The sequence below is a fragment of the Streptomyces sp. NPDC058198 genome (assembly GCF_042882605.1).
Taxonomy (GTDB): Bacteria; Actinomycetota; Actinomycetes; order Streptomycetales; family Streptomycetaceae; genus Streptomyces.
On sequence record NZ_JBHVVP010000003.1, the window covers coordinates 423,811 to 447,926 of the forward strand.

21 protein-coding genes are annotated in these 24,116 nt (G+C 71.4%); 8 read left to right on the forward strand and 13 right to left on the reverse strand.

Annotation, left to right across the window (positions count from 1 at the left end):
* Positions 1–55: 55 nt before the first annotated feature.
* The 3 genes from ACFVWW_RS14185 to ACFVWW_RS14195 all read right to left on the reverse strand — a co-directional run bounded on the left by ACFVWW_RS14185 (position 56) and on the right by ACFVWW_RS14195 (position 2,733).
* Complete coding sequence (locus ACFVWW_RS14185; RefSeq protein WP_384193787.1) at positions 56–1,111, reverse strand: ATP-binding protein; 1,056 nt, start codon at positions 1,109–1,111, stop codon at positions 56–58.
* Positions 1,112–1,233: 122 nt separating this feature from the next.
* Positions 1,234–1,971, reverse strand: coding sequence for a response regulator transcription factor (locus ACFVWW_RS14190; protein ID WP_384193778.1), 738 nt, complete (start codon positions 1,969–1,971; stop codon positions 1,234–1,236).
* 105 nt (positions 1,972–2,076) lie between these two features.
* Positions 2,077–2,733: a spermidine synthase gene (locus ACFVWW_RS14195; protein WP_384193784.1), complete on the reverse strand. Its 657-nt coding sequence runs from the start codon at positions 2,731–2,733 to the stop codon at positions 2,077–2,079.
* 268 nt (positions 2,734–3,001) lie between these two features.
* On the opposite strand from ACFVWW_RS14195, the gene ACFVWW_RS14200 reads away from it, so the two are divergent.
* Positions 3,002–3,853, forward strand: coding sequence for a rhomboid-like protein (locus tag ACFVWW_RS14200; RefSeq protein WP_386878160.1), 852 nt, complete (start codon positions 3,002–3,004; stop codon positions 3,851–3,853).
* Here ACFVWW_RS14200 and ACFVWW_RS14205 read toward each other — a convergent pair.
* Both ACFVWW_RS14205 and ACFVWW_RS14210 read right to left on the reverse strand, forming a co-directional pair.
* Positions 3,825–4,352, reverse strand: a complete 528-nt coding sequence (locus ACFVWW_RS14205) for a hypothetical protein (protein ID WP_384336800.1) — start codon at positions 4,350–4,352, stop codon at positions 3,825–3,827. The genes ACFVWW_RS14200 and ACFVWW_RS14205 overlap by 29 nt on opposite strands.
* Positions 4,349–5,413: a DUF3626 domain-containing protein gene (locus ACFVWW_RS14210; RefSeq protein ID WP_386878161.1), complete on the reverse strand. Its 1,065-nt coding sequence runs from the start codon at positions 5,411–5,413 to the stop codon at positions 4,349–4,351. Before ACFVWW_RS14210 ends, ACFVWW_RS14205 begins: the two co-directional genes overlap by 4 nt.
* 203 nt (positions 5,414–5,616) lie before the next feature.
* On the opposite strand from ACFVWW_RS14210, the gene lon reads away from it, so the two are divergent.
* On the forward strand, positions 5,617–8,028 hold the full coding sequence (gene lon / locus ACFVWW_RS14215) for an endopeptidase La (protein ID WP_384193769.1): 2,412 nt from the start codon (positions 5,617–5,619) through the stop codon (positions 8,026–8,028).
* Between the two features lie 236 nt (positions 8,029–8,264).
* The gene (locus ACFVWW_RS14220) at positions 8,265–8,759 is read left to right on the forward strand and encodes a MarR family winged helix-turn-helix transcriptional regulator (RefSeq protein ID WP_384193544.1); all 495 of its coding nucleotides are present in this window, start codon (positions 8,265–8,267) and stop codon (positions 8,757–8,759) included.
* Positions 8,760–8,805: 46 nt separating this feature from the next.
* Here ACFVWW_RS14220 and ACFVWW_RS14225 read toward each other — a convergent pair whose 3' ends face one another.
* Positions 8,806–9,588 carry a protein phosphatase 2C domain-containing protein gene (locus ACFVWW_RS14225; protein WP_386878162.1) on the reverse strand — a complete coding sequence of 261 codons (783 nt, stop codon included), beginning with the start codon at positions 9,586–9,588 and terminating at the stop codon, positions 8,806–8,808.
* 384 nt (positions 9,589–9,972) lie between these two features.
* Between ACFVWW_RS14225 and ACFVWW_RS14230 the strand changes: the two genes are divergently transcribed.
* From ACFVWW_RS14230 to ACFVWW_RS14250, 5 genes are all read left to right on the forward strand, one after another.
* The gene (locus ACFVWW_RS14230) at positions 9,973–12,972 is read left to right on the forward strand and encodes a nitrate- and nitrite sensing domain-containing protein (RefSeq protein ID WP_386878326.1); all 3,000 of its coding nucleotides are present in this window, start codon (positions 9,973–9,975) and stop codon (positions 12,970–12,972) included.
* The gene (locus ACFVWW_RS14235) at positions 12,969–13,457 is read left to right on the forward strand and encodes a roadblock/LC7 domain-containing protein (protein ID WP_384193550.1); all 489 of its coding nucleotides are present in this window, start codon (positions 12,969–12,971) and stop codon (positions 13,455–13,457) included. Before ACFVWW_RS14230 ends, ACFVWW_RS14235 begins: the two co-directional genes overlap by 4 nt.
* On the forward strand, positions 13,454–13,867 hold the full coding sequence (locus ACFVWW_RS14240; protein WP_384193553.1) for a DUF742 domain-containing protein: 414 nt from the start codon (positions 13,454–13,456) through the stop codon (positions 13,865–13,867). Before ACFVWW_RS14235 ends, ACFVWW_RS14240 begins: the two co-directional genes overlap by 4 nt.
* Positions 13,848–14,519 (forward strand): ATP/GTP-binding protein, encoded by a 672-nt coding sequence (locus ACFVWW_RS14245; RefSeq protein WP_384193556.1) that lies wholly within the window; start codon positions 13,848–13,850, stop codon positions 14,517–14,519. Before ACFVWW_RS14240 ends, ACFVWW_RS14245 begins: the two co-directional genes overlap by 20 nt.
* A gap of 70 nt (positions 14,520–14,589) precedes the next feature.
* Complete coding sequence (locus ACFVWW_RS14250; RefSeq protein ID WP_384193559.1) at positions 14,590–15,828, forward strand: styrene monooxygenase/indole monooxygenase family protein; 1,239 nt, start codon at positions 14,590–14,592, stop codon at positions 15,826–15,828.
* 107 nt (positions 15,829–15,935) lie between these two features.
* Here ACFVWW_RS14250 and ACFVWW_RS14255 read toward each other — a convergent pair whose 3' ends face one another.
* From ACFVWW_RS14255 to ACFVWW_RS14285, 7 genes are all read right to left on the reverse strand, one after another.
* Positions 15,936–17,342, reverse strand: coding sequence for an NlpC/P60 family protein (locus ACFVWW_RS14255; RefSeq protein ID WP_386878163.1), 1,407 nt, complete (start codon positions 17,340–17,342; stop codon positions 15,936–15,938).
* Between the two features lie 161 nt (positions 17,343–17,503).
* On the reverse strand, positions 17,504–17,782 hold the full coding sequence (locus ACFVWW_RS14260; RefSeq protein WP_386878164.1) for a hypothetical protein: 279 nt from the start codon (positions 17,780–17,782) through the stop codon (positions 17,504–17,506).
* A gap of 117 nt (positions 17,783–17,899) precedes the next feature.
* Positions 17,900–18,622: a TetR/AcrR family transcriptional regulator gene (locus tag ACFVWW_RS14265; RefSeq protein WP_384193567.1), complete on the reverse strand. Its 723-nt coding sequence runs from the start codon at positions 18,620–18,622 to the stop codon at positions 17,900–17,902.
* 54 nt (positions 18,623–18,676) lie between these two features.
* The gene (locus ACFVWW_RS14270) at positions 18,677–19,612 is read right to left on the reverse strand and encodes a diiron oxygenase (protein WP_384193569.1); all 936 of its coding nucleotides are present in this window, start codon (positions 19,610–19,612) and stop codon (positions 18,677–18,679) included.
* Between the two features lie 348 nt (positions 19,613–19,960).
* Positions 19,961–21,061 (reverse strand): amidase family protein, encoded by a 1,101-nt coding sequence (locus ACFVWW_RS14275; protein ID WP_386878165.1) that lies wholly within the window; start codon positions 21,059–21,061, stop codon positions 19,961–19,963.
* A gap of 64 nt (positions 21,062–21,125) precedes the next feature.
* The gene (locus ACFVWW_RS14280; RefSeq protein WP_384335641.1) at positions 21,126–22,583 is read right to left on the reverse strand and encodes a penicillin-binding transpeptidase domain-containing protein; all 1,458 of its coding nucleotides are present in this window, start codon (positions 22,581–22,583) and stop codon (positions 21,126–21,128) included.
* Entirely contained in the window at positions 22,580–24,061 is a 1,482-nt protein-coding gene (locus ACFVWW_RS14285) for an FtsW/RodA/SpoVE family cell cycle protein (protein WP_384335638.1), read from the reverse strand. Before ACFVWW_RS14285 ends, ACFVWW_RS14280 begins: the two co-directional genes overlap by 4 nt.
* Between the last annotated feature and the right edge of the window lie 55 nt (positions 24,062–24,116).

Consider the following 24,116-nt stretch of genomic DNA (forward strand, 5'->3'; position numbering starts at 1 on the left):
CGCCCGTTCCGGGCCCCGTACCCGTAAGCCGCGCGCTGTACGTTCGAACCCTACGTCAACCGCGTGCCCGGGGGATTCCCGGAAGAGTGACCTGTATCCGGCAGCCACGAGCGGATTCGGCCACCCCGATGCGCCCGCCGTGCAGATCCACCGCCCAGCGCGCGATTGCCAGGCCGAGACCCGTACCGCCGTCGCTGCCCGGACCGTGCGGAGCCGCCGCGCTGCCCCGGTTGAACCGCTCGAAGACCCGGTGCCGCTCCTGCTCCGGGATCCCAGGGCCCTCGTCCTGGACCTCCAGATCCAGGGACTCCGGCTGGGCGCCGCGCCGGGCCCGGACCGTGACGCGGCCGTGCGGCGGGCTGTGCTTGACGGCGTTGTCGATCAGATTGGCGACCACCTGATGCAGCCGCTCCGCGTCCGCGTGCGCGGTCAGCTCGGGCGGCGAGACATCCAGATGCAGATGTACGTCCGTACGGGTGTGATTGCCGGAGCCGGAGCTCAGCCCGCGCTGCGAGGAGGCCAGATTGGCCTCCTTGAGCACGCCGGAGAGATACGGCCACACCTCGAAGCGCCGCGCCTTCAGCGGTACGACACCGCTGTCCAGCCGGGACAGGTCGAGCAGCGTCTCGGTCAGCCTGCCGAGCCGCTCCGTCTGCCTCAGGGCCGTGAGCATGGTCTCGGGGTCGGCGGCCGACACCCCGTCGACGACGTTCTCCAGCACGGCGCGCAGGGCCGCGATGGGGGTGCGCAGCTCGTGCGAGACATTGGCGACCAGCTCTTTGCGGTGCCGGTCCACGGCCTCCAGGTCGTCGGCCATGCGATTGATCGTGGAGGCGAGGTCACCCAGCTCGTCACGGCGGTCCGCGCCGCTCACCCGGCGGGTGTAGTCACCGTGCGATATGCCCTTGGCGACGGTGTTCATCTCGTCGAGCGGGGCGGTGAGGCCATGGGCCACGAACTGGGTGATCAGGAGGGTGGCGATCACCGAGAAGACGGTGATGAAGCGCAGCTCGGTCTCGGTGCGCAGGGCCACCATCAGCAGCCCGGTGGTGATGAAGACGGAGACGACGACGAGGGTGCCGAGCTTGGTCTTGATGGAGAAGGGCCGCAGCCCCGTTCGCTCGGGGCCGCCCGTGGCGCCGCTCCGGGTTCCCCTGCCGGGGCCGGCTCTGTCGTGCCCCGGCCCGCGTCTGCGTCCTTCTCCGTCGGCGCCGCCGCCGCCCCCGGGCCGGGTCACGGCGCGGGGGTCTCCAGCGCGTAACCGACACCGTGCACGGTACGGATCCGCTCGGCGCCGATCTTCCGGCGCAGTGCCTTGATGTGGCTGTCGACGGTACGGGTGCCCGAGGCGTCCGCCCAGTCCCACACCTCGGCGAGCAGCTGCTCACGGGACAGCACCGCGCGCGGTGTGTTCGCCAGGCAGACCAGCAGATCGAACTCGGTGGGCGTCAGATGGACGTCCTCGCCGCGCACCCGCACCCGGCGCTGCGCGTGGTCGATCTCCAGCTCGCCCAGGCGCAGGATGCCGCTGCGCGGTGTCACCGCGGCGAGCGCCGCGCGCTCCACCCGGCGCAGCAGTACGTGCACCCGGGCCGCCAGCTCCCGCATGGAGAACGGCTTGGTCATGTAGTCGTCGGCGCCGACCCCGAGGCCGACCAGCATGTCGGTCTCGTCGTCGCGGGCCGTCAGCATCAGCACCGGCACCGGGCGCTGCGCCTGCACGCGACGGCAGACCTCCAGGCCGTCGAAGCCGGGCAGCATGACGTCGAGGACCATCGCGTCCGGCTGCCACGCCTCGGCCGCGTCGACGGCCGCGGGGCCGTCCACCGCCGTCTGCACCAGAAAGCCCTCGGCCCGTAGCCGCGCGGCGATGGCGTCGACGATCGTCGCGTCGTCCTCGACGACGAGGACCCGGCGCTGGGCGCCGGGCGTGGCCGCGACTCCGCTGTGGCTGGTGTGTGTCTGCTCCATCGCCCCGCCCCTGGTACGCGTTCCGCGATCCTTGATCTCCGATCTCCATGGAGATGGAGATCCGTGTGTGTGGGGAGCAGCGTAGAGGCAGCGGGAGGGTCGCGGCTACGCAGTGCGAACAGCGAGATGGATGACGTCGGGTACGCCTCGGGCAACCTGGATCTCTTCCGTCCTTACCCCAGTGAATCCGGCATTACGTAATGCTTCGTCGAAAGCGGGGGAGGGCTGCGCCGACCATACGGCGAGGACACCCCCTGGATTCAGCCGCGCCAGGCAGTGGGCGAGTCCGTCCGGTGCGTACAGGTTCCCGTTGCTGTCGGTGACGGTCCAGTCGGGTCCGTTGTCGATGTCCAGGCAGAGCGCGTCGTAGCTGTCCGTAGTCGTCCGTACATGTTCCAGCAGGTCGGTGTGCAGGATCACCACGCGCGGATCGGCGAGCGCCGCGCCGGAGATCCGGGCGAGCGGACCCTGGTGGTGCCAGTCGATGACGGCCTGTTCGCGCTCGACGACCACGATCCGGCCCCAGTGGGGATCGGCGGCGGCGTGCGCGAGCGAAAAGCCCACGCCAAGGCCTCCGACCAGGACGGACGGCAGCCGGTCGCGGCGCTCGGCGGGGAGCGCGGCGAGCGCCGCGTCGATCAGCCGCCGCTCGGAACGTCCGTCCGAGGTGTCCATCAGGAAGCAGCCGTTGGCGATGATCTCCAGCCGCTTGCCACGCTGCCGCAGGACGATCTCCCCGTACGGTCCGTCACGACGGTCCAGCGTGACGGGCTCGGTGCCGGCTTCGCCGCCGGGCTCGGCGCCTGCGGCGGACGGGGGCTCGGGCTCTGACACGGTGGGGACCTCCTCGTGCGGCGGATGCTGTCCCGGCCATCCTGACCGGGCAGGACGGAAGGCGGCAATCCGTTTCGGTGGCGCCACGCGGGGGGTGAGGAGAAGGTGGTCGGGTGTGGCCGACGTCATAGACGCGGTCGGGAGCCGTCGCGCCGGCCGGGGAGCGTTCGGCACGGTCCCTGCGGAAGGAGCCGCGGTGAACAGACTCGCTATACGCCGGATCGAGGACGGCGCACGACTCGACGGCGTACGGCTGGACGGCGTACGGCCGGCCGGGTTTCCCCGCCAGCGGACCGCGGTGGTCCGGGTGCGGACGGCTCCTCCTGAGGAGGCGGTCTCCTCAAGGACTCCGCAGGCAAGGACTCCGTCGGCAAGGGCCGGGGCCGCGCTGTTCGGGGACGTACCACCGCTGCGGTGGCGCATCGGGGTGCCTCTGGCGCTGATACCCGGCCCCAGAGGCACCCCGTTCACCTTCGGCTACGCCCTCGTCCTGCTCGCCACCTCGTTCTTCACCGCGTACGGCGATCCCGCCACGGTCTCCGCGCTGCTGCGCGGATCCAGCACGGACGTCGCGCATCTCGTCCACCACCCCGTGCTGGTGCTGCTCGCCAGCGCGCTGTGGATCGCGGGCGGGCCTGCCTCCCCGTACGCCGTGGGGCTCGTCCTCGTCCTGACCGCGCTGGAGCGCCGTATCGGCGGCCCGCGTACGGCCGGGGTCTTTCTGCTCGGGCATGTCGGAGCGACCCTGGCGACCGAGATCCCGATCGGGCTCGCCGTACTGGCCGGGCAGTTGCCCACCACCTCCCTGCACCGCCTCGACTACGGCATCAGCTTCGGGCTGATGGCGAGTGTCGGGGCGCTGGCCGGGCTGCTCGCGCCGATCGTCAGATGGCCCCTGCTCGGGGCGGTCGCCCTGATGCTGGCCCAGGAACTGCTGGCCTACCGGGATCCGATCACCGATTGGGGCCATCCGACGGCGCTGGCGATCGGCGTCGCCTGCTGGCCGGCCGTCCGCCGGGTCAGGAGGGCAGCGGCGTCGCCGCGATGACGCGTCGCAGGCCGGGCACCGGCTCCGCGTCGGACATCACCACTTCATCGCCCCCGTGGCTGATGGCGTAGAGGAAGGCGTCGGGGGCGGGCCGGTCGTAGAGCACGCGGGGGAGCCGTTCGATGCCCGAGGCCGCCAGGGCGTCCCGCAGCTTGGTGAGGGCGGCGGGCCGCATCTTTCCCGAGCCGGTCGTGCGGCCCTTGACGAGGGTGGTGTACGTGCCGTCCGCGTACACCACCACGATGTCGTGGCGTCCGGCGATACCGCCGGTCCTGGTGACGGTGAGGAGGGTCTCGCCGCGCGACGCGGGGAGGTCCTGGGAGGGGGATTCCGACGTCGCCGGGTCCGGCGCGGTCGCCGTCCCGGAGGGGGCCGCGGTCGCCGTCGGGCCGCTCGATTCCGTACCGCGCCCGCTCGGCGGTTCCGTACCACCCGCGCCGCATCCCACCAGCAGTAATCCCGCCAGCGCCACCCCGGCCGCCCCGGTGATCCGCCTCATTCCGGTACCTCCCCCATCTGTCGTCCGTACCGCACCAGCACGTGCCAGAGCTGCTTGACGTACTGCAGCATCTCGTCCTGCGTCCCCCATTCGGCCCATGCCCCCGGCTCCCGTACGACCGAGGCCGCCGCACGCCCCAGCACCTCGGCGTCGAGCATGCCCGCACGTGCGTACGAGCGACAGACCCGGGCGGCGAGCGGAACCATCATCGGGCCGCGGAACTCCGCGGTCACCTCGTCCGGCGCGAGGACGAATCCGGTGTGCCACTCCACCGCGATGCCGCACCGCCGTGCCATGCCGGTCAGCAGCCGGCCGGTCTCCGTGCCGCGGAACGACGGGTCCAGGACGAGGGCTTCCGCGTCGGCCGCGAGATCGAGGTCGCCGTGGACCTGCGCCTCGATGTATTCGTCGAGCTTCCGGCCCGGATATGCGGCGGCGCCGCCGTCGGCGGGGTCCGCTCCGGTGGCGTACGGCAGCTTCGCGATGACCTCGGCGGCGTCCGGCCGCTCCTCCAGCAGCCCCGCCAGCACACAGCTGAACGCGTCGATGGTGCCCACGTCGGCGGGCGCCGCATGGCTGTCGCCGTGGCAGTACGTCGCGCGGTCGTTGATCTCCGGGCGCAGCCGTACATGACAGGAGCCGAAGCGCGGGGAGGCTCCGTCGGGGTGGCCGTACAGATTGACGGCCCCGTACTTGGGCCGGTCACAGGGCCGGACCCCGGGCGCGTGGTACGCCCCGCCGAACAGCCGCTCCTCCCAGCCGTCCCTGGCCCCGCCGGGGACGGCGGAGCGGCTGCCGTTGGAAAGACCGGTCTCGTACTGGCTGCGATAGCGGCCGTCCCGCGCCATGGACCCGGCGATCGTCGTGCCGTCCGCGAGGAGCCGGTCCGGGTGGAAGTTGAGGGTGATGCGCGCATGCGCACGCATCAGCGCGGTGAGCGCGCCGGCTTCCCGGGCGTCGATCCTGGCGGGACGGGCCTCGGAGCGTGCCACCGCGGTCGTCCGCACATGCTGGAGCGCGGCGCGCTGGGCCGGAGTGAGCGGGGTGCCGGGACCGTTCATCGCGGAAGTATCGAGCGCTCCCACGCGGGCGGCAACTGATATCTCCGTCCGGTATCTCCGTCCGGGGCATGGACGGTGAGGCGTGCGCGTTGCACACCATGCGGCAGCTGCTGATCGCTCAGAGCGAACGGGGCCGGGGGAACATCCGGGGGCTCACATGCATTGAGTCGGTATAGCTCAACTTGACTGCCGAAGGGGAGATCATGGCTGCCACGTCCACACCGCTCACGCTTCCCGTGCTGCCGCTCGACGACGAGGTCGTGCTGCCCGGAATGGTGGTGCCGCTGGACCTGTCCGACACCGAAGTCCGTGCTGCCGTGGAGGCCGCGCAAGCGGCCGCCCGCGCTGACGACGGGGGTACGGGCAAGCCCAAGGTGCTGCTCGTGCCGCGCATCGACGGGACCTACGCCGGCACCGGCGTGCTGGGCACCGTCGAGCAGGTCGGCCGGCTCTCCGACGGCGACCCCGGCGCGCTGATCCGCGGCCGCGGCCGTGTGCGGATCGGCGCCGGTACGACCGGGCCCGGCGCGGCCCTCTGGATCGAGGGGATCAGCGTCGAAGAGATCACGCCCGACCCGCTGCCCGGATCCGTGACCGATCTGATCAAGGAATACAAGGCTCTCGCCACCGACTGGCTCAAGAAGCGCGGGGCCTGGCAGGTCGTGGACCGCGTCCAGCAGATCGACGACGTGTCCACGCTCGCCGACAATTCCGGTTACTCACCGTTCCTCTCCACCGCTCAGAAGGTCGAGCTGCTAGAGACCGCCGACCCGGTGACCCGCCTCAAGCTCGCCACCCAGCAGCTGCGCGAACACCTCGCGGAGCAGGATGTCGCCGAGTCCATCGCCAAGGACGTCCAGGAGGGCGTCGACAAGCAGCAGCGCGAGTTCCTGCTGCGGCGCCAGCTCGAAGCCGTACGCAAGGAACTGCGCGAGATCAACGGCGAGGGCGACGACGACGAGTCCGGCGACTACCGGACCCGCGTCGAGGCCGCCGACCTCCCCGAGAAGGTGCGGGAAGCCGCCCTCAAGGAGGTCGAGAAGCTGGAGCGCTCGTCCGACCAGAGCCCCGAGGGCTCCTGGATCCGCACCTGGCTCGACACCGTGCTCGAACTGCCCTGGAACGAGCGGACCGAGGACGAGTACGACATCAGAGGCGCTCAGGCCGTCCTCGACGCCGAGCACGCGGGCCTGGAGGACGTGAAGGAACGGATCACCGAGTACCTGGCCGTGCGCAAGCGGCGCGCGGACCGTGGCCTCGGTGTGGTCGGCGGCCGTCGCGGCGGCGCCGTGCTGGCCCTGGTCGGCCCGCCCGGCGTCGGCAAGACCTCGCTCGGTGAGAGCGTCGCGCACTCCATGGGCCGGAAGTTCGTCCGCGTCGCGCTCGGCGGTGTCCGGGACGAGGCGGAGATCCGCGGCCACCGGCGTACGTACGTCGGCGCCCTGCCCGGCCGTATCGTGCGGGCGATCAAGGAAGCCGGTTCGATGAACCCGGTCGTCCTGCTCGACGAGATCGACAAGGTCGGCTCCGACTTCCGCGGCGACCCGGCCGCGGCGCTGCTCGAAGTCCTGGACCCCGCGCAGAACCACACCTTCCGCGACCACTACCTGGAGGTGGAGCTCGACCTGTCCGACGTGGTGTTCCTCGCCACGGCGAACGTCCTGGAAGCCATCCCCGAGGCGCTGCTCGACCGTATGGAGCTGGTCAGGCTCGACGGCTACACGGAGGACGAGAAGGTCGTCATCGCCAGGGACCACCTGCTGCCCAGGCAGCTGGAGCGGGCGGGCCTGGAGCCCGGCGAGGTCACCCTGCGGGACGACGCGCTGCGCAAGCTGGCGGGCGAGTACACCCGTGAGGCGGGCGTACGAAACCTGGAGCGTTCCATCGCCCGGCTGCTCCGCAAGGTCGCGGCCGAACACGAACTGGGCGAGCGTGAGCTGCCGTTCACGCTCGGCGCCGACCAGCTGCGCAAGCTGATCGGCCGGCCGCACCATGTGCCCGAGTCCGCCCAGGACCCGGCCGAGCGCCGCACGGCGGTGCCGGGCGTGGCCACGGGCCTCGCGGTCACCGGCGCGGGCGGTGACGTCCTCTACGTCGAGGCGTCGCTCGCCGACCCGGAGACGGGCGGCTCGGGGCTGACCCTGACCGGACAGCTCGGTGACGTGATGAAGGAGTCGGCGCAGATCGCGCTCTCCTTCCTCCGCTCGCGCGGCGCCGAACTGGAGCTGCCGGTCGCCGACCTGAAGGACCGGGGTGTGCACATCCACTTCCCGGCGGGCGCGGTGCCTAAGGACGGCCCGAGCGCGGGCATCACGATGACGACGGCTCTCGCCTCGCTTCTGAGCGGCCGCCTGGTCCGTACGGATGTCGCCATGACCGGCGAGGTCTCGCTGACCGGCCGTGTCCTGCCCATCGGCGGCCTCAAGCAGAAACTCCTGGCCGCCCACCGCGCGGGCCTCACGACCGTCGTGATCCCCAAGCGGAACGAAGCCGACCTGGACGACGTCCCGGCCGAGATCCTGGAGAAGCTGGAGGTCCACCCGGTGACGGATGTCCGCCAGGTCCTGGAGATCGCGCTCTCCCCGGCAGAGGTGATGGTCTCGGCGGCGGCCTGAGACCCCACGCGGCGAACGGCCGCGGCCCGGAACGAAAGTCCCGGGCCGCGGCCGTTCGCGTTCCCATGACCTGATGACAAGTAATGGAATGGGCATGTCAACAAGGAGCCGCGCACGTAGACCCATATGACGGAAGGGCGCCACGTCTGTGCCGTTGGTATAAACCTGCGAAATACTGGCCGAGCTGCGACAACAGTCGTCGGCGAAAGAAACTTTCAGGAGCGGAAAAGCGCGCGATGAGTGCTGACGTGCACGGGAGTGGGACGGCGAATGGGCCGGACACTGCCCGGAGCAGTGGCGTGGACCACGAATTCCTGGCTCTGGAACGGGAGCTGGCGGTCTTTCTGCGCCGCGCCCGCGCCAACTCCGGCGAGATGGCACGCGAGGTCCATCCCGAGCTGGAGCCCGCCGCCTACGGACTGCTCGTACGGCTGGAGGAGACCGGCTGTCAGCGGGCCACCGAGCTGGCCGGCTACTTCGGGGTCGGCAAGGCGACGATGAGCCGGCAGCTGCGCGCCCTGGAGGACCTGGGGCTGGTCACCCGCGAACCCGATCCGGCCGACGGACGCGCCTCGCTGATCCGCATCACCGACGAGGGGCAGGCCCGCTTCCGGCGGGTCAGGGACGCGCGCCGCGCGATGTACGTACAGAAGCTGGCCGACTGGGACCGCGGCGAAGTCTCGGAACTGGCCCGTCTGCTCCACCACCTCAACGCCCGCGCGGAGAGCTGACAGCGGCAGAGCGGTGAGGGGGGTGTGAGGAGGGGGTCGCCCCTCCTCACAGCTCCACGAATGTCACCGTCGCGTCATCGCTCGTCTTCCACCGGCGGAACGCCACCCCCTCGGGGTCCGCCCACTCCGCCGCCCGCACCCGGTCGATCAGCTCCTGCGGGCCGTTCTTCCGTACCAGCGCCAGGCAGTCCGTCCAGCCGCCCTCCCGGAACATCTCCACCCAGCGGGCCGCGCCGTCCGTCAGGGCCAGCACGGCACGCACCTCCGAGGCCGGCGTGCGGCCCGTCACCGCCTTCGCCGCGACCGCCGGATCCGCCGCGGCCGTGAAGTAGCCACCCTCCGTGTTGCGCAGGGCGTCCGCCGAGGCGACCGAGCGGAGGGCCTCGCGCGGGAGGCGGTCCAGGCGGTCGTCCAGCACCGCCCGGACCTCGCCGTCCGGCGACTCCAGCAGCAGCGTCGAATCGGAGAGCACCAGATGCTCGACCGCGTCCGTGCCCCAACGCACCAGGACGACCGTCGCCTGAGGGGTACGTACGTGAGAAAGGTCACAGGTGGCGCGATGGGCGTCCGCGGTGCGCAGGATCGACGTGGCCAGAATCTCGCTCAGTGTCATATCCCGCCGCGAACCGGACAGTTCGGCCAGCGCGCCGCCCAACCGGGCGGTGAACCAGGGCACCCCGTGCACACATCCGTCGTCGCCCGTCGGCGGTGTCACCCCGTCCAGGACGACCAGCGTCCCGCCCTCGCCCGCGGCGGGCAGTGCCACCGTGGTCCAGTCCTCATTGGGCCGTGCGGTGGCGCCGGGCGCGGTGGCGAATTCGATACGCATGGATCCCAGTCTGCACGACTCCGGCCGCCGTCCCCCACGACTCCTTCACGAGCTCTGCACGCCATGCCGACAGGCCCGTACCGCCAGGTCAGCCGCTGTCATTCGGCCAGCACAAGCCGCCGGGGGAAGCTGCGGGCGCGCATCCTGCCAAAGCCCGCGCGGAAGGTCCACCCGGCAGGTAAGTTTCCGGAAGGGCCCTCAGTGGGAAGAGTTGTTCGCCAACTCCTTCTTGATGTTCACTCGTTCAGGTGGCGGAGCGGCCGATACACGCCTCCTTCCCAATAGGCTGGAATGGTCGAAAGCCGTACCAGGGGTGGGGGGTTCTCGTCGTGACCGGTCGTCACCTCTGCTTCACAGGCGGACGAATCAAGAATGCGAGCACCGGTGCAGAAAAAGCGGCCTCGGGGCAATGGCGTCACGCGCGGCGAATCTCCGGGCGACGCCCAGAAACCGGGAGTCACCGGGGCCGGCGAGGCCACCGGAGCTGAGGCCATCAAGGCTCAGGAAGGACGCCGAGTGCGGGTACGCAACCGGCTGGTCGCCGGTGTCGCCTTTGTCGGCATCACCGTCGTCGCGGCAGGCGCTCCCGCCGTGCTCAGCGCCTCCTCCGAACTGACCGACGCCCAGCGTCTGGTCACTCTCGCGGAGCTCAACCGGCAGGCCGTGACCCTCGCCCACTCCCTCGCGGACGAACGCGACGAGGTCATCGTCTACATCGCGGCCGGCCGCGACGAGCAGTCCGGCCAGGACGCCGGTTCCACCACCGGCGGCGCCGCCAAGGGCAAGGGCGAGCACCGGATCTCCGGTACCCGCAGCACCCGCGTCGACCGGCAGATCGACGAGATGCGCGCCGTCGCCTCCGCCTCCCCCGGCCTGCTGCGGGACCTCTCCACCGTCCCCTCCATCCGCCGCACCGCCCTCACCGGCAAGGGTTCGGCGCTGGAGGCGTACCGCGCGTACTCCGAGGTCATCGCCAAGCTCCAGGCCCTCGCGGACGAGCTGGCCGAGCGGACCCCGCCGGAAGCCGCCAACGGCACCCGGGCGCCCGCCGCCCTCGGCCGCGCCGTCGAGCAGGCCTCCGCCACGCGCGGGCTGCTGCTGGCGGCGCTCGCCGTGCCGGCCGCCGCCGAGACCACCCCGCAGTTCGACCCGATCACCGGACTCCTCGTCGAGCCCCCGGCCGACGCGGACAGCAAGAAGAACGACCAGCTCCGCGACGATCTCAGCGCCGACGCCCAGCAGTCGCGCGTCCGTGAACTCGCCGCGCTGGCCGACTTCGACCAGACCGCGGGCACCGAGGCGCGCGACTCCCTCACGACCACCGTCACCGGGCCCGACGTCAAGACCGCCGAGGGGTATCTGACCCGGCTCACCGACCAGCCCGAACTCTCCGACGCCGACCGCGACGCCGACCAGGAGAAGGTCGAGTCCTCGCTCTCCGCCAGGATCGACCAGATGCGCGGCGTCGAGTCGGGCCTCGGCTCCAGCCAGCTGGCGCGTCTCGAGCAGCTCCGTGACGACGATGTCACCGCGCTTGAACTGAGCATCGCGCTGCTCGGCGGCTGTCTGCTGATCGCCGTCGGGGTGTCCACCGCCGTCGCCCGCACGCTCACCAGGCCGCTCGCCGTCGTACGGATCGGCGCGGCCCGGCTCGCGGCTGCGCCCGCGACCGAGGAGCCGGTCCGCTTCACCGGCCGCAACGACGAGTTCGCCCAGGTCGTACGGTCCCTGAACACCCTGCACGGCAAGCTGCTCGACCTCTCCAGCCGCACCGGGAAGCTCGACAGCGACCGCACCGACCTGATCGGCGCGCGCGAGAAGGTCGTCGCCCAGCGCGCCGAACTCCAGGAGCGTACGGCCGACCTCGCCGCCCAGCTCCAGCAGCTGCGCCACACCGTCCACCACACCTTCGTGAACCTCTCGCTGCGCACGCTGGGCCTCGTGGAGCGCCAGCTCGGCGTCATCGAGGGCCTTGAGGAACGCGAGCAGGACCCGGAGCAGCTGGCCACTCTCTTCAAGCTCGACCACCTGGCCACGGTCATGCGCCGGCACAGCGAGAACCTGCTGGTGCTCGCGGGCCACGACCACGGCCACGGCTCCACCGGCCCGGTCCCGCTCGTGGATGTCCTGCGCGCGGCCGTCAGCGAGATCGAGCGGTACGAGCGGGTCACCATCCAGTCCCTGCCGCCGCACGCGCAGGTGGCCGGCTTCGCCGCGGACGACCTCAGCCATCTCGTCGCCGAACTGCTGGAGAACGCCACGGCCTTCTCCCCGCCGGACGCCGAGGTCCAGCTCTCCGGCTGGCTGCTGGAGAGCGGCGAGGTGATGCTCTCGGTGGAGGACCAGGGCATCGGGATGTCCGAGGACCGGATCGCCGAGCTCAACGCCCGGCTCGCCGAGCCGGCGGAGCACGACGACCACGAAGACGGCGAAGCCCGTGCGGGCCACGGCGGCCACGAGCCGCAGCGGGCGTACGGAGCCGACGCCGAGGGCGACGGGCTCGGGCTGCGCGTGACCGCGCTGCTCGCGGCCCGCCATGGCGTACAGGTCGAGCTGCGCAAGCACGAGCAGGGCGGGGTGGCCGCGGTGGTCGTACTGCCGCAGGCGCTGCTTCCGTCCTCGCCGCCGGCCGCCTCACCGCACCAGGCGCGTACGGCGGGGGCGGCCCCCGTGCTCAACCTGCCGGGGTCCGCCGCAGAGGCCAACTCCAATGCCCTGCCGGGCCGTTCGGCGGCCGACCCGCTGGTGGCCGCGGCGGAGGCCGCGATCCGCAAGGCGGAAGCGGCCGAGGCGCAGACGGCGGAGCCACAGACGGTGGAGCCACAGCCGCAGCCCGAGCCCGCCCCGGAATCGGAGCCCGTCGCGGAGGCGGAGACCGCCCCGGAGGCGGAGACCGCCCCGGAGCCGGAGCCGACGCAGGCTGTCGCCGTACCCGAGACCGCGCAGCGGCCCGGCCCGTACGCCATCGGCCCTGACAGCCACGCACGCGTTCCCGACGGCGAGCCGGAGACCACCGGCCCCGATCAGGACACCTTCACGATGCGGCTGCCCCGGCAGCAGCCCGCCGCGTCCCCGGCCACCGAGGTGGAACCCGAGGCGGCACCCGACGCGGACGAGTCCCCCGCCGCCGGCCCGGAGCGCATCACGGACAAGGGACTCCCCAAGCGCACCCCCAGGATCGTCGCGCCCGCTGCCGCGCCCACCAGGAGCAGCGGCAGTTTCGACGCGGACGCGCTGCGCCGCAGGCTCGGCGGCTTCCACCAGGGGGCGAAGGAAGGTCGACGCGATGTCGAGGCCGAGCTCACCGAGCAGATAGAGCCCACAGAGCAGACCGAAGAACATACCGATTCGACGGGGGAGACAGTCGAGGAGGCACGCAGTTGACTGCGACCGGCACATTCGGACTCAGTAGCGAAGCCCGTAACCTGCACTGGCTGTTGAGCAACCTCGTGGAGGAGGTGCCAGGAGTGCACTCGGTCGCGGTCGTCTCGTCCGACGGACTCCTGCTGCTCTCCTCGGACCCGGGGCAGAACGCCGAGGCGGCGGCCACCACCACCGTCCGCAAGGAGGGCCCCAGAGGCTCCAGCGCCGACCTGGCCACCATCGTGTCGGGCATCGGCAGCCTGACTGTCGGGGCGGCGAAGCTGATGGACGGCGGCGGGATCAAGCAGACCATGATCGCCATGGAGGAAGGCAGCGTCTTCGTCATGGCCATCAGCGACGGCTCGCTGCTCGGGGTGCATGCCACACCCGACTGCGATATGAGTGTGGTCGCGTACCACATGGCGCTGTTCGTCGGCCGCGCCGGACATGTGCTGACCCCTGAACTCCGCGACGAACTGCGTAAATCGATGGAGAGCGCCCGATGACGCCTCCCGCAGACCCCACCCGCAGACTGCCCAAACGCGGCTCCGACCGCCGGCCGGCCCGGGTGCGCCCGTACTCGCTCACCGGCGGCCGTACCCGCTCCGGACACGTCCTGCTCGTCGAGACGTTCGTCGCCGCGCTGGAAGCGCCCGACGAGCGCAAGGAACTGACGGACGGCGGGGCCTCCTCGGGCGTCATGCCGGAGATGCGGGCCATCGTCGAGCTGTGCCGGCGCATGCGTACCGTCGCCGAGATCTCGGCGCTGCTCAAGATGCCGCTGGGCGTGGTCCGCGTGCTGCTCAGCGACCTTGCCGACCAGGGAAAGATCCGTGTGTACGGGACCGGGCACGGCACCGGCCAGCCCGACCACGCGCTGCTGGAAAGGGTGCTCAGTGGACTCCGCCGTCTCTGACGTCACTGGCGTCTCCGGTTTCACCGGTGTCACCGGTAGGACCGGCTCGCCGGTCGCCGCCGAACCCGAAGAGGCCGTCCAGGCCTGGCAGCTGGACCGTACCCGCGCACCGATCGCCACCAAGATCGTGGTCGCGGGCGGCTTCGGGGTCGGCAAGACGACCTTCGTCGGGGCGGTCTCCGAGATCCCCCCGCTGCAGACCGAAGCGCTGATGACACAGGCCAGTGCGGAGATCGACGACCTCAGCCAGACGCCCGACAAGCTCACCACGACCGTGGCGATGGACTACGGCCGGCTCACCCTCGACGACGACCTCGTGCTGTACGTCTTCGGCACACCCGGTCAGCAGCGCTTCTGGTTCATGTGGGACGACCTGGTCCGCGGCGCGATAGGCGCCGTCGTGCTGGCAGACACCCGGCGGCTGCCCGACTGCTTCCCCGCGCTCGACTACTTCGAGAGCTCCGGACTGCCGTACGTCGTCGCCGTCAACCACTTCGACGGCTCGGCGGCGTTCGAGACGGAGGATGTGCGGGACGCGCTGACGATCCCGCCGCACGTCCCCGTCCTGATCATGGACGCGCGCGACCGGATGACGGTCGTCAAGTCGCTGCTCACCCTGGTGCGTCACGCGCTCGACGCCTCCCCCGAGTAGCGTCGGCCGACGTCAGCCGTCCGCCACGCGCGCACCACGTCGCACCACGTACGCAAACGGAGAACCCGCCATGCGGAAGATACTCATCGTCGGAGCCGGTCAGTCAGGACTGCAACTCGCCCTCGGACTCCAGTCGCAGGGGTACGAGATCACCCTCATGTCCAACCGTACGGCGGAGGAGATCCGGGCCGGCCGGGTCATGTCCACGCAGTGCATGTTCCACACCGCGCTCCAGCACGAGCGCGATCTCCAGCTGGGCTTCTGGGAGTCGCAGGCGCCGAAGATCGAGGGCGTCGGCGTCTCGGTCGCGGCCCCCGACTCGTCCCGCCCCATCGACTGGGTCGGCACGCTCGACGGTTACGCGCAGTCCGTCGACCAGCGGCTCAAGATGGCCGGCTGGATGGAGACGTTCGCACAGCGCGGCGGCCAGCTGGTGATTCACGGCGCGGCCGTCTCCGACCTGGACTACTTCTCCCGTGCGTACGACCTGATCATGGTCTCCGCGGGCAAGGGCGAACTGGTCCAGATGTTCGGCCGCGACGCCTCCCGCTCCCCGTACGACGCGCCGCAGCGCGCGCTCGCCGTCTCGTACGTCCACGGCATGGGCCCGCGCCCCGAGCACCCGGACCACGAGGCGGTCCGCTGCAATCTGGTGCCGGGCGTCGGCGAGCTGTTCGTGATGCCGACCCTCACCACCTCCGGCCGTGCGGACATCCTCTTCTGGGAGGGCGTTCCCGGCGGTCCGCTCGATGTCTTCCAGGGCGTCAAGGACCCCGCCGAGCACCTCTCGCTCACCCTGGAGCTGATGGAGCGGTTCACGCCCTGGGAGTACGCGCGCGCCACGAAGGTCGAGCTGACGGACGCCAACGGCACGCTGTCGGGGCGGTACGCGCCGACCGTCCGCAATCCGATCGGGCGGCTGCCCGGCGGCGGCCTGGTCCTCGGTGTCGCCGATGTCGTCGTCGCCAACGACCCGATCACGGGGCAGGGCTCCAACTCGGCGTCCAAGTGCGCCGCCTCGTACCTCGACTCGATCGTGGCGCGCGGCGACCGGCCGTTCGACGAGGCGTGGATGCAGTCGGCGTTCGACCGCTACTGGGACACCGCGCAGCATGTCACCAAGTGGACCAACGCCATGCTGGGCGTTCCCCCGGAGCATGTCCTCAATCTGATCGGCGCGGCGGGCCAGCTCCCGCCGGTCGCCGACCGGTTCGCGAACGGCTTCAACAACCCGGCCGACTTCGAGAACTTCTTCTACGAGCCCGAGAAGACGAACGCGTACCTGGCGGAGGTCTCGGGCGCGCTCTGACGGACGGCCGGACGGCCGGCCCGGGGCGGGGCTTGTTTTTGATCCGGCGCCGCCCCCGGTCTTCGGCGCCGCCCCCGGCCTTCGGTGTCCGAGGTGTCAGGGCCGTTCTACGGAGCGCTCTCCTCGCTGTAGCCGGTGTCCGTGCCGTCCATGGCGCCCGGCGGCAGCTCCGGCGGCCGGTACGCCGCCGGGGCCAGCGAGCCGGCCGCCGGGTCCGGCCGTACGGCGCCGAGCAGTGGGTTCGCCGCGAGCGGTGAGACCTTGACGTGACTGCCGGGGCGCGGTGCCTGGATCACCATCCCGTCGCCCAGGTAGATCGCCACGTGCGTGGCCGTCGGGAAGTAGATCACCAGGTCGCCGGGGCGCAGTTCATCGAGGGAGACCCTGGGGAGCTCACGCCACTGCTCCTGGCTGGTGCGCGGGATGGCCAGACCGGCGCGCGCCCAGGCCTGTGAGGTCAGCCCCGAGCAGTCGAAGGACCCCGGCCCCTCGGCGCCCCACTCGTACGGCTTGCCGATCTGCTCGACGGCGTACTCCACCGCCTCGCCACCCCTCGCCGAGGGCGCCCTGCGCCCGCCCCCCTGCGGGGCCGCCTCGGGGCCGAGCGCGCCCGAAGTGATCAGATCGCGCTGGGCCTTGTCCGTACCGGCCTTCTCCAGGGCGGTCGCGGCGGCGATCTGCCCGCTGCTGAGGGAGGCGAGCAGCCGCTCGACCTCCTGGAGCCGGGCCCTGACCATGTCGCGCTGCCGCTGCTGCCTCGTGGCGAGGATCTGCTGCTTGTCGAGGGCCTTGCGGGAGGCCGACGCCAGGGCGTCGGCGCGCTTCTCGCCGCCCGTCAGCCGGGCCATGGTGGCCGCCCTGCCGCGCGCCGCGCGCTCCATCAGATGGCCTTCGTCCATGGCGTGCTGCGGGTCGCGGGCGAGCAGCAGCCGGAGAAAGCCGGAGAGTTCCGACCTTCCCTGGTACTGCTCGCGCGCCAGCCGGCCGACGTCGACGCGGCTGCGGGCGAGGGCGGTTCGGGCCCGGGTGAGGCCGGCGCCCAGCCTGGTGGTCTCGTCGCGCAGCCGGGTCAGCTCCGTCTCGGTGGCGTTGTACGCCTCGCTGGCCTCCTCGGCCTCCCGGTACAGCCGCTGGAGCTGGGTGAGCATCCCGGAGACGGTGCCGGGCGCGGCCATCGCCCCGGGCGCGGCGACGGGTGCGGGTTCGGGTTCGGTGGCGGCGGGTGCGGAGGTGGCCGGTGTGGAGGGGGCCGGTGCGGAGGGGGCGGGCGCGGAGGGGTCCGGTGCGGCGGCGGTGTCGGTGGGTACGGCGCCGTCCGCCGCCGCGCCGGGCGTTGGTGACGCGGATGCGCTGGGTGTCGGCGCGGCGGGTGCCGGGGCGCCGGACGCGGACGCGCTGGGTACCGGATCGGCGCCGGGCTCCGCGGCGGCGTGCGACGCGAGGGGCACCGCCGCGAAGACCGTCGCGGTCGCCAGCGCCGCCGTACAGGCCGCGCGCACACGTCTGCCTGACACGTCATCACCTCCGGTTGCGGGATGGAGTATCCAGTCCTAGGTGATGACGAGAGGACAAATGGTGTGACTAGCTCACGAGTAGGCGGTTCAGCGCAACAGCGTCACCCCGGGCGGGCCGATGCGGCCGCCGCCCGGCGTGGCGCTTAGGCCCTGTCCGGGACTTATCGTGTGGAGCCGCCGGGCTTCGACCAGGGCCACTTCAGGGTGCGGGGTTCGCGGCCCTCGGAGACGTACTCGTACATCCAGCCGCGCTGGAGTCCGAGCCGCTTGGTGTAACCGGCCGGCGCGCGCCGGTACGTGTGGATGGTGGGCGGCCCGCCGTCCGCGGCCGGCACCGGGATCTCGTACCACTTGGGCGGATGCCCGGTCGGCCCGGTCAGGACGGGCAGTACGCGCCCGTCCATCGGCCCGCCGACAAAAGGAGTGTCTTCGCTTCTCACACCCCCAGTCTCGCTCAGACCCGGCAGGCCGTCGCTCCGGTACGGCGCGGGCGGACGCCCTGAGAACACCCGGCCCGACACGGGACCTCACACCCGGCCCGCACAGGACCGCGCGGGCTAGAGGAGATGCGCCGCCTCGTTCACCACGGGGATCAGCCGGCGGGCCAGCGTTCCGACAGGCCCGTCCGGATTCTCGTGTGCCGCCAGCCCGCTGATGGCCGCCGAGGTCTCCTCATCCGTGGCCGACGTCGCGGCCAGCAGGGCGATGAGATGGTCGACCAGCCAGTCGCGCAGCTCACCCGCGGTCGGCTGCTTGCCTTCGTCCAGCCATATCAGCGACGCCGACTCGACGGCCGCTATCCAGGTGCGCACCATCATCCGCAGCCGCGCGCCGGGACGGTCCGTCCCGAGGTGCAGCAGGATCTGCTCGGCCGCGACACGCCGTACCTCGTCGACGATGGCGGTCGTCCGGGACGTCTCGCAGACGCTGCCGCCCTGGAGCAGCGCGCTGAACCCGGCGTCGTGCTGGTCGACAAAGGCGAGATAGCGGTCGAGGACGCGCTTCAGCCGCTCGGTGGGCGGTCCCACCGGCGGCTCGGTGAAGCACAGCTCCAGCTCATCGGCGGCGGAGCGCAGCGCGGCCTCGTACAACTGCTGCTTGCCGCCGGTGAAATAGCGGTAGACGAGTGGCCTGGACACCCCGGCGGCCGTCGCGACGTCGTCGAGGGAGACATCCTCGGGCGCCCGGTGCGCGAAGAGCGTGAGGGCCGCGTCGAGGAGTTGAGTACGGCGCTCCTCGACGCTGAGCCGTCGGTACGCGGGCGTTACGGGCGCGGTCATATCGGCAGCGTAACCGCAGCGCACCGCACCGGCGAGCGGCCGGACGGGAGCTGGTCAGGCAAGGAGACCGGATGACTTCCAGAGCTTGCGGCCCGGTCCGCGCAGTACGCCGATGTCGTCGAGGAAATCCGTGAGCCGCTTGGCGCCCGACTGCATCACCTCGCGGCGGTGGCCGCTCGCCCTGACCTGCGCGACGGCCTCCACGCGGTCGAGACCGACGTTCTCGTACACCTGCGGGTTGATGAAGCAGACCGAGAAGACCCGGGCCGCCTGGCCGCAGCTGAGCCGGGTGAACTCCTGTTCCCAGCGCGGGGCGGTCACCATCTGGCGCCGCAACTCCTCACGGGCGTAGCGGACATGGCGTGCCTCTTCGATGACATGGATACGGGTGACGCCACGGACGAGGCTCTGGACGCGCTCGTCGGGGAAGGTCAGCCGCTGCATCCAGTCGAGGATCTCCTCGCCGAGGAGGGTGGCGGCGAAGGACCCCGGGGTGGTGGAGACGGTCTTCAGGACGCGCGCGATGTTGTGGTAGCGCCGGGGGACGGGGTAGGCGGGGGCCCCGCCCTTCTGGATCATTTTCGCGAACATCATCGAGTGCCGGCACTCGTCCGCGATCTCGGTGAGGGCGTAGCGGACGTGGTTGCTGGTCACGGGCTTGTCGTAGATGTGCCTGACCAGCAGCTGCATCAGGATGATCTCGAACCAGATGCCGAGCGAGGCGAGTGACGCGGCCTCGTGCCTGGCCAGGTCCATCCGCTGCTCCTCGGACATCTTCCGCCAGAGCGGAGTGTCGTAGAGGGACACCAGCTCCGGTGGCCAGAACCACTTGCCGTCCTCGGCCGGTGCCTCCCAGTCGAGTTCCTTGTCGGGGTCGAAGGAGTGCTTGGCGGAGGATTCGAGCAGCCGCTCGGCGACCTGCTCGCGATCCCGGAGCGGGCCGAGGGCGTCGCGGAGTATCTGCACGTCGCGTTCGGTCACTGTCGTCATGGCTGAGCGCACCTCATGGCTGGGTCACCGGGCCCGGGCCCGGTAGGGTTACCGGCGGTCACCTCTTATGAGACTGCTCGTCAGCAGGGACGTCAATGCCTTGGGTGGGACTTGTTGACTCGGCGTCTAGTGCGGTGTGGGGGCGGGGTTGTTGTCTGCGGGTCGGGACCGAGGGGTACCCGAGGCGGGCCGGGTTGTGTGGTTCGGGTGGGGCCGCCCCTTTCTGTGTGAGTGTCCCGGCCCGTAACCGCGACACTCAAACAGAAAGGGGCGGCCCCACGGTGCTCAACACGACCCGGTCCACACCGAGTACCCCTCGGTTCTGACCCGCAGACAACACCCCACCGCCTACCCCCGCACCGCAGCCGCCCGCGTTTCCGCCGCTTGGGCGATCTCGAGCAGCGAGGCATCCGCTCCTCGCTCCGTCACCAACTGCAGGCCCACCGGGCAGCCGTCCGGGGTGAAGCCCGCCGGGATGCTTGCCGCTGGGTGACCGCTCAGGTTGAAGGCCCAGGTCAGTGCGGTGGAGTACAGCTCGCCCGGACCCTCGTGCCCGTGCGGCCGGTTCGGGGTCACCGGGGTGATCAGCAGTGACGTACGGGCGAACAGGCCGTCGAGCCTGCGGTCGTTCTCCGCCCGCACCTCCCCGGCCCGTACCCCCGCCGTCCCCGCCGCACCGCCGCCGCGCACCGCAAGCCACGCCTCGCGCGGGTCGAGCAGCGCGAACGGCCGCCGCTGCGGCTCCAGCCGTATGACCCCGGCCGTCACCAGCCGCTCCACCGCGGCCCGTACGACCGTCGCCACCTCCGGGTCCGGCCGGGCGAAGCCCAGGTCGGGGGAGAAGACAGCGGGTACGGGAAGCCGCACCGGGAGCGCCTGCGACGCCACCCCGCCCGGGTCGAGCACGCACCGCAGATACGCCTGCGCCTGTGCCGCCGAGCGGGCCAGTACGCCCGCCGACGCCAGGCCCGTACGGTCCGGTGACGGCAGTAGCCCGTTCGTTGTCTTCAGGCCGAACACCCCGCACCACGCCGCCGGGATGCGGACGGAACCGGCGCCGTCGCTGCCCGTCGCCAGCGGCACCATGCCCGCCGCGACCGCCACCGCCGCCCCCGCGGAGGACCCGCCGGGCGTGCGGTCCGCGCGGTAGGGGTTGACCGTACGGCCGTGTGCGCCCTGCCCCCAGGTCTGCCAGTACGTGCCGGGCCCCGGCACCGCCGTCGAGCCGACCGGCACCGCACCCGCCGCGATCAGCCGCCCCGCCGCGTACGACCGGATACCGGTCGGCCCCTTCACCGCGAACGGCACCCCCGCGAGCGGCAGTCCCTCGTCCACCGTCCGCGCCCGCTCCAGCACTTCGTCGCCCCACACCTCGATGAAGGCGCACAGCTCCGGATCGAGCCGTTCGATCCGCGCCAGCGCCTGCGCCACCCTCTCCACATCCGCCATCGCGCCCCCGCCCCGCCTTCCCCGGTCGCCCCGATCGTCCCCCGGCGCCCTTCGCCGCGCCCCGCTACTTTCTCAGTGCCTCCTCCATCACCGCCCGCGCGATCGGCGCCGCGTCACCGCCCCCGCTGATGTCCGCCCGGTCGGCCGCCGCGTCCTCGACCACCACCGCGACCGCGACCGCCGGCCTGAACGTGTTGTCCGCCTGCGCCCACGCGATGAACCAGGCGTACGGCGTACCGGAGTTGCCCACCCCGTGCTGCGCCGTCCCCGTCTTTCCGCCGACCGTCGCCCCGTCGATCGCCGCGTTCGTGCCCGTACCGTCCGTGACGACGTCGATCATCAACTGCCTGACCTGCTGCGCCGTGGCCGGGTTCATCACCCGCCGATAGGTCCGGTCGCCGGTACGGGACACAGCATCGCCGTCCGAGGCCAGGGTCCGGTCCACCAGATAGGGGTATCTGAGGTCCCCGCCGCCCGCGACCGCCGACGCGACCATCGCCATCTGGAGCGGAGTGGCCGTCGTGTCGAACTGCCCGATCGAGGAGAGCGCCAGCTGATCGTCGCTCATGCGGGTGTCGAAGTGGGACGCGGCGACCCCGGACGGGATCCTGAGCCCGCTGTCGTTGAAGCCGAACCTCTTCGCCATGTCCAGCATCCCGTCCAGCCCGACCTCCACCCCCAGCCCGGCCAGCACCGTGTTGCAGGACCAGGTGATGGCGTACGCCAGCGACGCCCCGTCGCACCCGCCCGCCTCATTGGGAAGCGTGGTCCGCGTGCCCGGCAGGACATACGGCTCGGGGATGCCGGTCGGGGCGTCGACATCGGTGACCGTACGGGAGTCCAGCGCGGCCGCCGCCGTCACGATCTTGAAGGCGGAGCCCGGCGGATAGGTCTGCCGGATGGCCCGGTTGAGCATCGGCTGAGCGGCCTCGCCGTTCAGCCTGGCCCAGGCGTCGGTGACGTCCTGGCCGGTGCCCGACAGCTGTTCGGGGTCGTACGACGGACTGCTGACCAGCGCCAGAATCTTGCCGCTGGTGGGTTCGATCGCCGCGACCGCGCCCCGTCTGCCGGCGAGTCCGTCGTACGCGGCGCGCTGCATCGACGCCTTGATGGTGGTGGCGACCCGGCCGCCGGGCTGCCGGCTGCGGGTGACGTCGTTCCAGAAGGGAAGAGGGGCCAGCCTCGGGTCCGTACCGGAGAGGATGTCGTCCTCGGCGTTCTCGATGAGCGTGGTGCCATAGGTCTGGGAGGCGTAACCGGTGACGGGCGCGTACAGCGGACCGTGCCGGTAGGTGCGTTCGTAGCGCAGCTGCTGCCTGGTGTCCTTCGAGCCGGTGACCGCTTGGCCGTCGACGAGGATATTGCCGCGCGGCTGCGCGTAACGGGCCACGGTGTCACGGCGGTTGGCGGGATTGTTGTCGAGCGAGTGGGCCTCGATGACCTGGATCCTGACCGCGTTGACCAACAGCGCGAGGAGCAGCAGCAGACAGAGGGCGGCGGCCCGTCGGATGTACCGGATCACCGGTCGTCCTCCCCGGTCGGCCTGATGGCGCCGTCCTGCGGTCTGATGGCCCCGTCCTGTTCGTTCCGCCCGTCCTGTCCGCCCCACCCGTTTTGCCGGCCCCACCCGTCCTGCCCGTTCGGGGCGATGACTCCGGTCTCCACGGTCTCCGGATGCGGACTGCGGGCCGAGTCGCTGAGCCTGATGAGCAGCGCCACGATGATCCAGTTGGTGACGACGGACGAACCGCCCTGCGCGAGGAAGGGCATCGCCATACCGGTGAGCGGGATCAGCCCCATCACGCCGCCCGCGATGACGAAGACCTGGAAGGCGAGGATCGAGGCGAGTCCGATGGCGAGCAGCTGTCCGAAGGGGTCGCGCAGGGCGACGCCGGCGCGGTAACCGCGGGCCACGAGCAGCGTGTACAGCAGGAAGATGGCGGTCAGACCGACCAGGCCCAGTTCCTCGCCCGCGGTGGCGAGGATGAAGTCCGACTTGGCGGCGAAGCCGATCAGGATGGACCGGCCGCGGCCGAGGCCGGTCCCGAACAGCCCGCCGGCGGCGAACGCGAAGAGCGACTGGGCGAGCTGGCCCGGGCCGCGGCCCTCGTCGATGGACGCGAAGGGGGCGAGCCAGTCCTGCACCCGGCTGTGGACATGGGGTTCGAGGGAGCCGACCGCGAAGGCGCCGACCGCGGCGAGCAGCAGTCCGACGGCGATCCAGCCGGTGCGCCCCGTCGCCACGTACAGCAGGATCACGAAGAGCCCGAAGAAGAGCAGCGAGGTGCCCAGATCCCGTTCGAGGACAAGGACGATGACGCTGAACAGCCAGATGGCGACGATCGGGCCGAGGACCCGGCCGGTGGGCAGCTGGAGCTTCCAGATGGTGCGGCCGGTGAAGGCGAGGGCGTTGCGGTTGGCGGCGAGATACGCGGCGAAGAAGACGGCGAGCAGGATCTTGGCGAACTCGCCCGGCTGGAAGGAAAATCCGGCGAACCTGATCCAGATCTTGGCGCCGTTCACGGCGGGGAAGAAGATCGGCACGATCAGCAGCACCAGCGCGGTGGCGACCGAGAGATAGGCGTACCGCTGTAAGACGCGATGGTCGCGCAGGAACACGACGACGCCGGTGAAGAGCGCGACACCGAGGGTGGACCAGATCAGCTGGGTGGGCGCGCCCCGGGCGTCCGGAGTCTCCAGGTCGAGCCGGTAGATCAGCACCAGGCCGAGGCCGTTGAGGAGGACCGCGATGGGGAGCAGCAGCGGATCCGCGTACGGGGCGCGCAGACGGACCGCGATATGGGCGAGGAGGGCGAGCATGCCCAGACCGGCGCCGTACGCGGCCGCGTCCTGCGGTACGGCGCCGTCCGCGCCGAGCCCGACGCTGATGTAACCGAAGACGGAGATGAGGACGGCGCAGACGAGGAGCGAGAGTTCGACACCGCGGCGCTTGGGGAGGCGTTGCCCGGGCGGGGGAGCGCCCGCCGTCGTTGCGGTCATGTTCCGCAACGTAGCAAGGCGGCCTGCCTCATGTCCGCTTATGTAAAGACATAAG